This window comes from Candidatus Nitrosotalea bavarica (assembly GCF_900167955.1).
Classification (GTDB): domain Archaea; phylum Thermoproteota; class Nitrososphaeria; order Nitrososphaerales; family Nitrosopumilaceae; genus Nitrosotalea; species Nitrosotalea bavarica.
The window spans coordinates 1-13,849 of sequence record NZ_FUYK01000006.1 but is presented as its reverse complement, the minus strand read 5'-3'; the positions used below and the strand labels follow the sequence as shown (position 1 = coordinate 13,849).

Annotated in this window: 14 protein-coding genes; 4 read left to right on the top strand and 10 right to left on the bottom strand. The window is 35.9% G+C overall.

Annotated elements, in window-relative coordinates; all coding sequences use genetic code 11:
• Both C0Q33_RS03240 and C0Q33_RS03235 read left to right on the top strand, forming a co-directional pair.
• Positions 1 to 1,143: secretion system protein (locus C0Q33_RS03240; RefSeq protein ID WP_218192575.1), on the top strand; the 1,143-nt coding region annotated here is incomplete at its 5' end.
• Positions 1,144 to 1,230: 87 nt separating this feature from the next.
• On the top strand, positions 1,231 to 3,612 hold the full coding sequence (locus C0Q33_RS03235; protein WP_101477179.1) for a hypothetical protein: 2,382 nt from the start codon (positions 1,231 to 1,233) through the stop codon (positions 3,610 to 3,612).
• Here C0Q33_RS03235 and C0Q33_RS03230 read toward each other — a convergent pair.
• Entirely contained in the window at positions 3,609 to 3,857 is a 249-nt protein-coding gene (locus tag C0Q33_RS03230; protein WP_101477178.1) for a hypothetical protein, read from the bottom strand. The genes C0Q33_RS03235 and C0Q33_RS03230 overlap by 4 nt on opposite strands.
• A 92-nt stretch (positions 3,858 to 3,949) precedes the next feature.
• Here C0Q33_RS03230 and C0Q33_RS03225 point away from each other — a divergent pair, with 92 nt between their 5' ends.
• Positions 3,950 to 4,645, top strand: coding sequence for an A24 family peptidase C-terminal domain-containing protein (locus tag C0Q33_RS03225; protein ID WP_101477177.1), 696 nt, complete (start codon positions 3,950 to 3,952; stop codon positions 4,643 to 4,645).
• Between the two features lie 44 nt (positions 4,646 to 4,689).
• Here C0Q33_RS03225 and C0Q33_RS03220 read toward each other — a convergent pair whose 3' ends face one another.
• Complete coding sequence (locus C0Q33_RS03220) at positions 4,690 to 5,562, bottom strand: TrmB family transcriptional regulator (protein WP_101477176.1); 873 nt, start codon at positions 5,560 to 5,562, stop codon at positions 4,690 to 4,692.
• Positions 5,563 to 5,663: 101 nt separating this feature from the next.
• Positions 5,664 to 6,296: a transcriptional regulator gene (locus C0Q33_RS03215; RefSeq protein WP_177996799.1), complete on the bottom strand. Its 633-nt coding sequence runs from the start codon at positions 6,294 to 6,296 to the stop codon at positions 5,664 to 5,666.
• A gap of 227 nt (positions 6,297 to 6,523) precedes the next feature.
• Between C0Q33_RS03215 and C0Q33_RS03210 the strand changes: the two genes are divergently transcribed.
• On the top strand, positions 6,524 to 6,946 hold the full coding sequence (locus tag C0Q33_RS03210) for a response regulator (protein WP_101477175.1): 423 nt from the start codon (positions 6,524 to 6,526) through the stop codon (positions 6,944 to 6,946).
• Between the two features lie 83 nt (positions 6,947 to 7,029).
• On the opposite strand, the gene C0Q33_RS03205 is transcribed toward C0Q33_RS03210, so the two are convergent.
• From C0Q33_RS03205 to C0Q33_RS03175, 7 genes are all read right to left on the bottom strand, one after another.
• The gene (locus C0Q33_RS03205; protein WP_101477174.1) at positions 7,030 to 8,514 is read right to left on the bottom strand and encodes a flagellar assembly protein FlaJ; all 1,485 of its coding nucleotides are present in this window, start codon (positions 8,512 to 8,514) and stop codon (positions 7,030 to 7,032) included.
• A complete protein-coding gene (locus C0Q33_RS03200; protein ID WP_101477173.1) occupies positions 8,514 to 10,184 on the bottom strand; it encodes a type II/IV secretion system ATPase subunit in 1,671 nt (556 codons plus the stop codon). Before C0Q33_RS03200 ends, C0Q33_RS03205 begins: the two co-directional genes overlap by 1 nt.
• A gap of 39 nt (positions 10,185 to 10,223) precedes the next feature.
• Positions 10,224 to 10,925 (bottom strand): ATPase domain-containing protein, encoded by a 702-nt coding sequence (locus tag C0Q33_RS03195; RefSeq protein WP_101477172.1) that lies wholly within the window; start codon positions 10,923 to 10,925, stop codon positions 10,224 to 10,226.
• Positions 10,922 to 11,446: a hypothetical protein gene (locus C0Q33_RS03190; protein WP_133121001.1), complete on the bottom strand. Its 525-nt coding sequence runs from the start codon at positions 11,444 to 11,446 to the stop codon at positions 10,922 to 10,924. Before C0Q33_RS03190 ends, C0Q33_RS03195 begins: the two co-directional genes overlap by 4 nt.
• 13 nt (positions 11,447 to 11,459) lie before the next feature.
• Positions 11,460 to 11,930, bottom strand: a complete 471-nt coding sequence (locus tag C0Q33_RS03185) for a flagellin (RefSeq protein WP_101477170.1) — start codon at positions 11,928 to 11,930, stop codon at positions 11,460 to 11,462.
• A 2-nt stretch (positions 11,931 to 11,932) separates the two neighbouring features.
• Complete coding sequence (locus tag C0Q33_RS03180) at positions 11,933 to 13,021, bottom strand: hypothetical protein (RefSeq protein ID WP_101477169.1); 1,089 nt, start codon at positions 13,019 to 13,021, stop codon at positions 11,933 to 11,935.
• Positions 13,022 to 13,195: 174 nt separating this feature from the next.
• Positions 13,196 to 13,849: archaellin/type IV pilin N-terminal domain-containing protein (locus C0Q33_RS03175; protein WP_101477168.1), on the bottom strand; the 654-nt coding region annotated here is incomplete at its 5' end.

Here is a 13,849-nt window from a genome sequence, read left to right as displayed (position 1 = left end):
AATTATCTGAAAAGCAAAATGACTGGTTCATACGATAGGCTTGAAAATGCCGAAAAACAATCAGTTGAGAAACTCAGTGGTGTAGTTCACGGGTGGCTTACGATGCAAATAGTCATACTGGCTGTTTTTATACTCATAGCAGCAATGGGGTCAAACCCGCTTAGCAGTTCAGGTGATAATGCTCCTTCCCAGCCACCTTATGCATTATTGTTCTTTTCTCCAATAGTCTCTATTGGATTTATGAAAATGGTACAAAAAATGAACTATTCTAATATTCCTGAACTTGAAGTAAAAAAAATTCTAAAGTTTGCCTTGCCACCTGTTTTGATTGGAATAATTCTGATCATATCTGGAATGTTTTCTAATATGCATGCTAATCCCTACATTTTAGGCATATCTTTAGTTATTGCATCTATTTGGCCTTCTATGAAATTTAAGAAAATCTATATCAAAAATCTTCATGCTGAAGACGCAACACCTCAAATTTTACGAGACATCACTGAAGCAAGAAAGGCAGGAATGGGACCAGAAAAATGCATAGTTCATGCATGCAAAAGAAAAGATTTCAAATCATTTAACATTGTAGCAAACACTATTGCAAACAAACTCGAATGGGGTATCCCACTATTCAATATTTTTGAGACACTTGAAAAAGAAATAAAAAATTTCCAAGTATTAGTTAGCTTTAGAATATTGTTTGAAATAATATCCTCCGGAGGAGGAAATGTAAATACACTTGACTCTCTGACTGATGCAAGTGAAAAAATTCGTAATATTACAAAAAATAAACGAGATATGTTACAACCATATGTAATGGTTGGTTTTATGTTGATAATTATTACTGGTTTTACTACTCTGCTTACAATAGATTCTTTTTCTGAAATTGACAAAGGGAAAAATATTGTAAATAAGGATAACGAAAAATCAGGACAGTCAAGTTCATTACTTGAGGTTGTATCAATAGCTGTTGTGGCTCAAGCCTGGCTTGCAGGTCTTTTTCTTGGGAAAATCACTAAAGGGGCTTATTCTGGAGGATTTCTGTTTTCTATGTTGCTTACTATAATTACTCTGCTCTCAATCGGAATGATACAATTGCATGTAATTGATATAGGTTCTATCCTCTCCAAACCACCATCATCATAGTATGTCATAAAAAAAGTCATACCTGATCTTATATTATATTTAAAGTCAGATATGGATAATTTGAGATATCTACTTGTGCTGCTGTTAATGACATCTTTAGTTTTTCCAGCCTATGCTGATGTCTCAACTCCTGCCGCTCTTGAAATGAAGATGATTCCAGGAAAGATTGTAGAAAATTCAGAAGGTATCATAGAGGTTTATTCACAAACAGATGATATTCCAGTTGATAACTTAGTTGCAACATCATCTGATCCGTCTATAGTGCAAATAATGGGGGTTGAACAAGATGAAACTCATATGGTTTCCAATGTAAAAATAAAGGCTTTTGCTGCAGGTGATGTAAAAATTGCACTTGCGGCACCTGGTTTTTCTTCAAATGAGTTTGATCTAACGGTTTACACTGATTCCAGTATCGCAACAAAACTGATGCTAAAAGCAACTCCTTCTACATATGCAACAAACGGTCCAAAATATGGTTACATTGCAGTAGAAACTGTCAATGATAACAATATTCCAACCCCTGTGACATCAGATATGGCCATCTCAATATCTACGTCTGATTCCAACATAGCAACACCAATAGATAATAATCTTGTAATCAAGAGAGGAGAATATTATTCCATTGGTCAAATTACAGTGAATAACGTGGGAACTGCACAACTCACAGCTTCTTCCTCATCGATGCAATCGGTTTCAACATCAATTACTGTTAATCAAATTGGTTCTCAAAATATGGTTCAACTTTATGTTTACCCACAAACAATCAATGCTTATGCCGAGTCGTCTGCATATGCAATAATACAACTGCATGATTCATCGGGAAATCCAGTTTTGGCAAAAAATGATATTCCTGTAAAAGTACAAATAACAAACGCTACGGGTATTGATGAAATTAATACTAGCTATGCAAGTCCGTTATTTCAAATCGGTGAACAATCTGTAATAAAAAAAGGGACGTATTGGTCATATGTGCCAATAGAAGTTACAGCTGGAACTAGTGGAACTTTTAATGTAACTGCTTCTGCAGCAGGAAATCTATTCTCATCTCCAGTCCTACTGACTAGTAAGAACAACAACACCTTGTATGACACAAAGTCTGCTAGAATTGACCCACTTCCAATTCTGGCCACTGGCCAAAAAGAATTGATTGGCATACTTCATCTTCAAGACCCTTCGGGAAACATACTTCTTGCTAGAAATAATCTACGAATTCAAATCGATTCTTCCGATCCTACAGTTGTTTCAATACCTGATGTACAGATGGAACAAGGTTCACAAGACGCACTAGTATTTGCACAAGTTGGCAACATGGCAAATCCTGTTACACTTAATGTTGTAACGGACAATCCTCAAACTGTAACTCCGACAATAAGTTCGATTGAAAGCGATTCCAGAACACTGGTGGCTGATTCGTTGCTTGCAAAAGTTCAAACGCATACAAAAATCCCCATTGCATATTACCTAACAAATGCTAATGCTCTTAGTTTTTCTACTGGACAATTACCATTAATGGTATCCCCATCTGATTCTATTCAAACAGATGCATTGTCCATACACGAAGATCAACCTATTTTGATATCTGACGGTGTATTGCTAAAAGATGGCTTGCAAAGCTTGTCAGTTGTATCACCGTTGTTTGCTTCAACCTTCTCAATCGAAGGTACGTCGGTCATTCCACAATCATTAGAATTTGACTATCCAGCAAAAATTACAGCTGGAATTCAAAATACGTTTTCAATTGAATTGTTAGACAGTCAGCAAATGCCAACATATTCTAATCATGATATGATAATAAAACTTGTTTCAAGCGATCCATCAGTTATTGAAATGCCTGAAAGTGTGAAAATTCCCAGTGGTTCCTATTTCACCACATTTACTGTTTATGCAAAAAGCGAAGGCACGTCAGAGATTGCACTTCTTGCAAATGAAATTCCTTTGTCAAAATTTGATGTTAATGTGATAAGCATTACCCCCGATGTAAATATACAATCAGCTGATTTTGGAGAGTCAGGTGTTCCACTGTCAGCTGAAATAACTGCTACCTACAAACAAGCCCCTTTGAACGGTCTTAAAGTTGACTGGAAAGTGGATGGGGCAAAAATTCAGAATATGGACTCTGAGATAAATTCTGATGGAAAAGCAAAAATAACTTTCGTAGCCGACAGTCCTGGACAAGTTCACATTGAAGCAAGTGTCTCAGGTGGTCTATACACAGTAACTACATCTTCAAAAGATATTACAATTAATGCACCACTTGTAAGTAGTACTCCATCTGAAAATGTGCCAAAAACCAATCTGTCAATACTGGGTGGCGTTGATCCATTCATGTTGGTAATTCCAGTGGTTGCAGGAATTGGAATACTGATCTTTAAGAAAAGGGAAATGTTTGAAGAAATATCTGAAAAATTTAATCTATCGGAAATAATCGCAGGATTAAAAGAAAAAGTATCACATGTGGGGGAAAATTAGGATATTGTGAATGACTTGACGTATGCAACATGTTTTAAAAATTCTCTACCTACTTTCTCATTACGAATTAGCATGAATAATGAAAAATATCCCTCAAAAAAGGTCATCGAGTTTTGGATGATGTTTTGATGGATAACTTGAAATGTGTTCAAAATTACCACGCCTGTCACAACTACAAGAACTATGGCGTAATACGTACTATATCCTCGAGTCTTTGGATTATGAAAAGATGGCAAAAATTTCATGTTCTTTTCTCTCGATCTCTTGGATATAAGATTGTCCTCCCAATTTTGGAAATTGATTTAAAATTTTATTCTACACAAGACGAGAAAGTCGTATGTTAGAGGGTATTTTTGATCTTCACATGGCAAGGATCATCGTAGCTATAACCATGCTTGGATTAGCATCTATAATAGATCTCAAAAAGCGGGAAATTAACGACAAGTTCTGGATTGGTTTCTCAGGGGTGGCAGTGTTACTGCTATTTGCAAGTCCTAACTTTTGGATTGAACTAAAAACTATAGGTCTGTCCATGATTGTGGTTCCCATTGCTTTGGTATTGTGGAGATTTGGAATCTTTGGAGGTGCAGATGCATTTTGCTTGATAGTTCTTGCAGGTATTGCTCCGATGTCTAGTATGACTCCATCTCAAATATCACCTTTCACAACACTTGAGAACGCATCCATTCTGACTGTAATTCCACTTTTTATCAACTTGGGTAGAAATACCGTGTCTATAATTCAAGGTAATGATATATTCATTGGTATTGAGGAGTCGCATCTGAAAAAAATATTGGCAATGTTTGTAGGATATAGAACAAAGAATCCAAAACATAGTTTCTGTATTGAACAGATGATTGATGGTAAGAGACACTTTGACTTTTCACTAAAACATGCAGAAAAAACATCATTTTGTTACGGAACTGATGTATGGGTTACACCAGGTTTACCTTACGTGTTGTACATAACAGGGGGTTTTATAATTCAGATTATGTACGGGGATTTGATTTTAAATCTTATTCACTCTTTATGATTTTAAAGTTTGTTTATTTCTTTATTGCACTAAAAATTTAATTTCTACGGTTTGCTATTTTTATATTTGAAATATCTGGAATTTGACCAAATATAGCTAAATAATAATTTCAATGTGTATGTCATAGAATTAGAATTTGTCCACATGGCCAACATGTTCTGTGAAGTTTCGTTAGATTTCTTTATGAATAATATTATTTCATCATCATCTTTTATGATAAAACACAAATCCTCCTTAATCTTCTGTGGCATTCTTTTAACTTTATTTCTCAAGGCATCTGAAAAAATGTATTCTGTTTTACTTGAAGATGATGAAACAAGTTGTACATCCACTTTGGAATCTTTTAATAATTCTAAAAGCCCTGCATGATAAAATTTCATCAAGTCTTTTTCTGTAGCAAGCATTAGAATGGATTTCTTTGCATTTGTAACCACTTCACTTATTTTCCCAGACATCTGGTTTAGACCTTGTAGGATTTGGAATTTTCCGTCGCTTATTTCTTCTTTATTTATTCCAAAATGAGGTAAAGTTTTCCAGAGAGCTACTATGTCTCTTTCTTTGTTTTCCAAGTTCTTGACTCGTTCCTTTTCTGTATTGATCAGTATGTTTATGGCTGAATCAAGGGGGGATGCAATGAATTTGATTGGATGTTGAAATGATGCAGACACCAAGCCTCTGTTTTGTAAGTTTGTTAAAAGATGATAGGTTTCAGTTCTTGGTACTTTGAGGGCATTACTTACTTGTGTAGCTGTACTTGAGCCATTTTTTTCTAGAAACAAGAAAACTTTTGATTGGTTTGAAGTTAATCCAAATTTTGATAATTCATTTTTAATCTTTTCATATAATACTTCCTGATCACTTGGCTGTATGTTTAACATGGTTTCAGAAATTGAAATGTTGGTTGTATCTAATGTCATATTACTGTAATACAGTTGGCACTCTTTAGAGATCTGTGTGTAATGGGGTGTTACACATGTGCAATCTCCTTTTGTGCACTGGTGTGTAAAAAACTTGTTAATTAAGGAACATGCGTCATGAGATTTTGAAAGTGAATAGTAAAGATACTGCTGTTGTCAAGATATTCTTTTCTTAGTTGTACTTGTACTATGACTTTATTTTTTTCTACGTGAATTTGAATATTGTCAAATACTGGCTGATACTTGTTTATAGTTTTTCCATCCTCTGTTGATTCATGTCCGTTGATTATTAGTAATCCATTCTGGATCAAATTGTTGACTTTTCTATAACCTGATGTCTGTGGGATTTTACAAATCTCTAGGATGTCTGAAATTATTCTTGGTTTGTCAAGGACTGCATTCAAAATATTCTTCTTATCGTTATCTCCTATTGCTTCTAGTATTATTCTATTGATGTGTAAATCTTCAATTGTTATCCATTCTTTTTTTTCTATCTTACTTTGTTGTACTGATATTATGTGTTGTAGTAACTTCCGTTCCATGACATTTGCTCCATCTCCAAAGAACTCTCTGAGGATCAAATCCAATTTTGGGAAATCGTTAGATACTTGAGTTAAATTTGTACCAAATTTCTCAAATACTCTATTTTCAATTTTTTCAAGCGTACTTTGAGTCAGATTTTTCTTTATTATGAGTACTAGAGATTTCCCTATGAGGGAATCAAATCCTGACATGTCTTACTTGTAGATAATTTGTTAAAATCACCTTGCATGTAATTTTTCTGTATGACATGCCCTACAGCCGTCTACGTAGTTGCGACCACACCACATTAGAATCTCCAGGATTACTGGGTACTTTTGTTCATATTGTATGGGTTTTAGAAGATGACTAGGAACCTTTACTGTTTGTCTAATCTTGACACACTGACTAATATTAGACCATTCTGATTTACGCTACTTGTATGATGGATGTAGGTAGAGTAGAAAAAAATAGATGTAGCGCAATTGTAGTAGATGATGATGAAGATACAGTAAATCTCTTTGTTGAATTTTTAGAGATTTGTAATGTTACCGTAGTAGGAACTGCCTTTGATGGAAAACAAGCCGAAAAAGTTTACCAAGAGTTGGTTCCAGATGTCATTTTCTCAGATGTCATGATGCCAAATTATGATGGATTTTATGCGCTAGAACAAATCAAAAAAGTAAATCCACTTGCTATCGTGGTCATGATTACAGGAGATGTCAGATCTGAGACAATCAAAAAATTAGAAGACTTGGGTGCAGACGCAATAATCTACAAACCATTTGACATGCAAAAAGTAGTAACCACAGTAAATGAACTGCTGGCTAGGAAAATGCATAATATTTCAACAAACTTACTCTGAAATTTAGTCAAGTATTTTTTATTTTATCATAGTTAAAATATTATCTATTTCATTATAGTTAAAATATTATTTACCTGACTTATCTAATGACCTGGAGCAGTTGGAGCATAAGTATCCAATATGTGACTTGTAAGAAATTGGCTTAATGCCGCTGTTGTTCCATACATTGTAATTCCTCCAATGACAGTTAACATTGCAATGTTGAATAACACTGTCTTAAAGAGGCCTCCCTGACCCACCTTTACTGCCAACGCGTTAATAGTAGACGTGCCAAGTACAACTAGAGGCATCATCATATGAATAAAATTAGGATCAATTGGACTTAATGTGAATGCATTATTTGAAACGGGTACTGTTGCTAATAATTTGTGAAATACTTCGATAAGTGTAGCCATCAAGCCAAAAATTGCCATGGTGAGACCATGAAGTACAATAACTATCGTCTCAAAAGTTTTTGATGTCTGCACTCTCTTTGATCTTAATTCACTTATTTTGGAAGAAATTTCTGATACTTTGTTGCCTACTTCATTCATGTTTGCTCCTTTGAGGAGCGCTCTAGACATGATGGTGTTTCCTGATTCAATTATGGCAGTTCCTGATTCCATTGAGAATATCTCAAAAGCTGTTTCTGAATTTATTCTGTTTTTTATACGGTTCTTAAATGCCACAATGTGCTTTTGGAGTGGTCCAAAATTACTTCTAAGTACCGCATCAAGTGCCTGTCCCATAGATCCTACCATTGTGTATATTTCACCAAAATGTCTGATAAATGGAGGATACCATTCATCATAACTTCTCAATTCTGATTCTAATTTTCGAGCTATGAATCCTGGTACAAACAATGGAACAACTGCAATTACTACTACGAGGGGAAGAGGTACAAGATTGGTAAGAGTAAGAGCTATCCCGATAGCAATACCTGCAGCAAGAGTTACAATCAGAGTCGTCTTGAACTTTTGTGAGCTAGAATATTTTCCAGTTGATAATTTGTCTTTTGGGAATAGTATGAACATGATAACTATGAAGGCCCCCATGCTTACTATCACTCCAACAAAGGACATGAGAAAAACTGATTGTGAATCTGTACTTCCCATGAGCATTGCCATGATGGAGTTTGAGGCAATCATGAAAGACGCAGTTGACGAAATTGTATAAAACATCTCAAGGAAAAGTTTCTGAGTCTCTAAATTACGTTCATAACGTATTGAATACACATGAATAGCAGATGCCATCTCGTCTGTGAAAAATACACGTAGTTCATCTCCCAGTCTTATCACCTGAGACAGTTTTACTAGTAGCTGTTTTAGAGGATCAGAGTTGTCTTTCATTTTTGCGGCAATCATTTCACATGATCTTGCCAAACCATATCCCCATCCTACTCCAAGTCGGTATACCTCTCTAAATGAATTTGAATATCTACCATATCCTGAAGTTACACCGCTCTTAATCAAATCAACTGAACCGATCTCTCCTGTTGCCAATGCGTATAGAAACGCCACAAAATATAGCAAATCCTCATCTGATTTGCGCAACTCCGCAAGTTTTTCTTTAATGGCTAGTTTTTCCATCAAAGTGCATTAAGCTCCTTTAAGAATTGTTCAAGACCGATTTCTCTACATCTAGATATGGAATCATATACATCATAAAAATTGAAAATCTTTTTTTCAACCATCTTGTCCAAAATCTTGGTTCTCAGTGCAAGCTCCTCATAAAGTAAACCTTCATCTTTTCTTGACATTCCTCTTTTTTCTAAAAGTTTTGAAATAAATAATGCACTACTTCCCTTTCCTCTAAACTTGACTGTGTCCGTACCAGGATCCCAATTAAAAACTGGAATGAACATTACATTGTTTCCTTCTGGGTTGTATCCGATGACTTCGTTTATGGATAGTACTCTTCTAACTCTTTTACCATCTGGTCCTGTAACTGCTGCTTGAAACATTGCTAAATTCAAATTCTCTACGTTTGTTTTTGGTATGTTCATTGGGGGGTTGGTAATTCTTTGAATTAATGCAGTCATGTTTCCAGCGTGGAATGTGCTAATTACGGGGTGACCTGTCTGCATGGCTCCAAATGCAATGTTGGCTTCGGCACCTCTAATTTCTCCTACAAAAATGTAGTTGGGTCTTTGTCTTAATGCTGCCTTTAAAAGATCAAACATTGTCACACTTGAACTTGGATTTCCTGTATCTCTTGTAACCTCACTAATCCAGTTGCTATGTGGCAGTGTAAGTTCAGGAGTATCTTCTATACTGACAATTTTCCAGTTGGATGGAATGAAAGCCGTTAGTGCCATCATTGTAGTGGTCTTTCCAGATGCAGTCTCTCCATTAATGAAGACACTCATTCCTTCTGCTAACATCATCCACAGATATGCAGCTTCAATTGATACCATTGATTTACTTGGAATAATCTGTGTTATCGAGAGTGGGGTACTTGCAAATCTTCTGATTGTGGCATTTGTTCCTTTTCTGCTTACGTCCTTTCCAAATACAATGTTGATTCTAGAGCCTTCTGGGAGTGTAGCATCTATAACCGGTTTTGCATGAGATACGGTTTTGCCAAACTGCTCAGCCATACTGATTATTAAATCATCAATTTCTTCAACACTTAAAAAAATAGGGCATTTTAATGCGCCAAACATCTTGTGAATGACGTACATGTTACCAGCTCCTACTATTGAAATATCTTCTAGATTGGGGTCGGTAAGGAATGGATCAAGAAGGCCCATTCCGGCCCTCTTACGCAGAAAATGGTATTTTAGCGATGGTATGTCCTTTTCATATACTGATAGATTCTTTGATTTGAAGACATCCATCTTGGAGTAGTCAATTAATGCATTTGAAGTTGAAATTGTTCTGTCCAAATATTGATCAATCATATTGAATCTCTCAGTGAGTTCAATTGGTGGATTCATAGTTCCGGCTTGTAATGCAAATAACTTGTCGGCATTTTCCATTAGTTCACGATTTGGCTCGTCTGGTTCTATGATTGCATATTCAACATAACCATCAGAGGAGGCAGAATGTGGATTGATATGAATGAAAGTGTTTTCTGATATTGGATAAATCAAGTTAGGATCTTTTAGTTTCTTATGTTCTCCTTCTAACTTTTCAGTAAATATTGGTATTGGATTTCCCTTGTCGATATAATTTGATAGGTAACTCTTTAGGTGTTCAGACTTTTTCAGTGCTTCTGAGAATTTTTTGTCAGTTACTAGCGAAAAATTAAACCCCAACTCATTTACCTCGATTTGTTTTTTTCATTTTTCTCCCTATTATGCATTAGCTGTAGATATTGGTACAATCTTTATCCCAAAATTGGTGTCAATCTCAAAAGCAAAAGATGATTCTGATGCTTCACTTGAGCCTATCAATTTTACAACTTGCATTACTTTTACAGCTCTTCCACCTATGTTTGCGGTACTTAATGAAAAATATACATCACATGCAGATTTTATTCTCATTGATACGTCCTCTGGAACTGATGTTTTGTGCATTGTTAGGATTACTGTCATGCCTGTTGATACAAGATATTTGCATCGGGTAAGAAAATCAAGTATGCTATCTGTATCAGAATACATTGTCAATAATGATATTGAATCTATTACGACACAATCAAAATTTTTGGCGTTGCTACTTATGTATCGACCAATCACGGGCAGCAAGAATGAAGATTGTTTTTGAGACCATACTGCGCCATATACGTGCAATGGTAATATTGAAAATCGATTTTGTAAAAATGGCGTTGTGAAATTAAATGTGATTGTCTTCATTTTTTCAATATAGTCTTTGACCGTGTTTTCCGTAATACACAATACTTTCATTTTAGAGGCCAACATTCCTTGAATTACCTGAGCTCCTAACGCACTCTTTCCTGTTCCATGTTCTCCCTCTATCATCATCAAACAAGGTGAAGGTATGCCTCCTGCAAGCTGTCTATCTATTTCCTCATTACCTGTGGGTATTGTCTTGATCATGTCATCTTCACCGAACGTGTATCCATTACTCCGTTATCTGTTCCAAAATTGAGCGTCAAAGTGCCTCCTTGATTAGTTGGATTTTGTAACTTTGCCTGAATATTTGCGGTCTCTTTTGGATCAAGCATTCCTGGATGGATGAGATCATTTGTGATACTTTGAATGCACCAGTGATCCGATGCTAATGCCATACAACTATTGGCGTAATTGAGAACTTCAGTTAATTTTGGGGTTGTTTCTGTGTTGGCCTGATATGTAATTATGACATCAAACTCCTTGTAATTCCACAAGATTGTGTTTCCGGTATTATTCACTGAGAAGATAGTCGTATCATTATCATGAGCATTTTGTAGGTTTGAAATTTCAATGTTCGTGTGCATGATTGAATTTAGAGTACTTGACATTTGTGCCGAAGACGTGCTTATTTTGGTAGTCTCATCAACTATTGCAGGAAAAGTCATCATTACATACACAATAGAAAAAGTGACAATGCAACCCGAAATTGCGATACTTAATCCCACACCGCATCACCTACTAACAGAACGTAACGAAGTATTCATCACTAACTCCGTTAGGTGTTGTTACTTGTAATTCGTATACACTGCCACATTTAATGATAGATAGATCTGTTATGTTGATTTGAACAGTGTTTGCTTTATCCCAACTGGTTACCTGACTAGGAAATGCCCAAGACGGTGAACCTGCTGCATTATATGAAATTCTTTGCATTGATCCAGTCTGTCCAAAATATACATCAATATTTTGTGTATTTGTAATCGAATACGTCCCAACATTTTTCACCCATGCAGTTACACTTGATGAAGTGGAATTTTGCGCATAGAGAATTTTGATATTTGTCAACACTGTTTGTTTTTGATTCTCAGTTGTTTGTGTGAATGTAGACTGGAATGTTCCTACTTTGGTCATAACTACTCCAGCAAGTGCCCCTGCAATGATTACTGATGCTATTAGGAGAATTGCTTCGGTGATAACTGCACTTCCCATTTCTAATTACCTTTTGATTCCACCGTTACTAGAGGACTTGGAGTTTTTCCTTGACTCATCATAAGTTTAGCATATACTAGGTCAGCTTCCCTATCAGATATTCCCATGACTTTGCCAAATTTGTATAACATTACTAGTATCTCTTTGACAGATAGGCCGGATTGATCCATCATGTTAATTATGTTGTAAATGACATGCTCATCCTCTTGTTTTAGACCCATCAGTTTGCATTGTTCTATGAGCATATCGATTGAATCCCTATCTACTGTCTGCAGAATTTCCTCCAACACTGTTGTTGTATTCATGAGTTTTCCGAGTGTAAGACTACCACTAAACAATTGTTTGAACGGAAGCGTATCATGAAGTTCTGATTCGTGCCTTTCTTCTTCGCCTTGTTTTGATATTGTAATTTTATGCGACTCCTCATTTGATGACTGTACATGATTTGATTCTATGTCCGAGTCTGATTCTTTCTTTGAATGTGAAACTTCTAAATTTGAATTATGTCCAGGTTGAGCAGGTGATTGTTCAGAGTATAGAGGAAGTGTGGGGTCTGAAAGATTCTTGATGTCAATAGAATCAAAATATTTGCGCATGAAATTGAGAGGATTGGCAATCTCTGCCTGAAACGCTTTAAGATCAGTCAATGATGTCTCAAATGTAAAAGTTAAATCTTGAATGGTGGATTTGACTGAATTAATTTCAGATCTTACATCGTTTACAATATCTTGCATTCTGGCCAGTTCTCTTTGAAACGGATCAACTGCCTTTGTTACCATGTCTCCAAGAATATTTTCATCTATTACTGGTTGATGTACAACAGATGGGCTTGATGTCATGACTTGATTTGCTATTGGATTTGGTACTTGTCCTGGTGTTGGCAGTATAATGTCTGAAATTATTCCTCCCTCATTACCATTGTTTGAAATTATGCCATTTTCTTGTTTTGGGGCTTCAAATGATGTCATATCTGGAGCTTGTTCTGATTGTGAATCGATTTGTTCATAATTTTGAATAATTGGTTTTGGTGTACCTTTTATCATTACTTTTGGTAAAACAACCAGTATTACAATAATAACTGCAACTGGCAATATGAAATAGTATAATGAGAATGAAATGTTAAAGAGATACTCGGGTAGTAATTCGTATAGAAATAATCCGTAACATGCTATTGAGCTAATGGCGATAAATGTTCGTGTGTTTCTAGATATTTTTGTTAATAAAAAAAGGGGGTTGGAATTGATGATTTTCAAATCATATTCTCCCTATCCCAAATCCACGTTTTGTGTGGTAATTGCTGGCACTTGTCTGTCTATAGTCAATGCAGAACCAGTTGGTACGATGATCTCAGCCTTGATTTGATCTAGCTGTGCTGGTCTGTCTGCAGAATTGTACATGATTAACAAGTTTGCATGTTCACCTACGTCAAGTATGTTGTTGTTGTTCAAGTTCACATCCCAGTAGATGATTCCTTTTGTCATGTGAGGTACTCCGCCGCTTGCCTCACTTGGAAGTGTACTGCCTGTTATACAGCCACTTGCTATTGCAAGAGCTGCTGCATGTGTTGCATTAAGGACTGGTAATGTTTGATTTCCTAATGCACAACCTACACCATAGATGTTGTCATATCTTACAGTGTTGCTGTAATACTTGACGTCTGTCAGAGCAGGATCCAAGCTTACTGAATCTCCACCACCTGCTATCTTTAGAGGGATAACTGTGGCGTTCATTACACCTTGTGAGATATAGCCGAAACCGGTTACTTTGCCTGCGATCTCAAGTGCACTGCTGGATTCTGTGACAGAAGATGAAATTGCTGTCTTTGCCTTTTGTGTTGTTGAAAAACCCATGTTGAGGACGACAAAGGCTAAAGCTGCAGCAACGATTACGAATGCTATCATAACTATTGCAGACTCTAT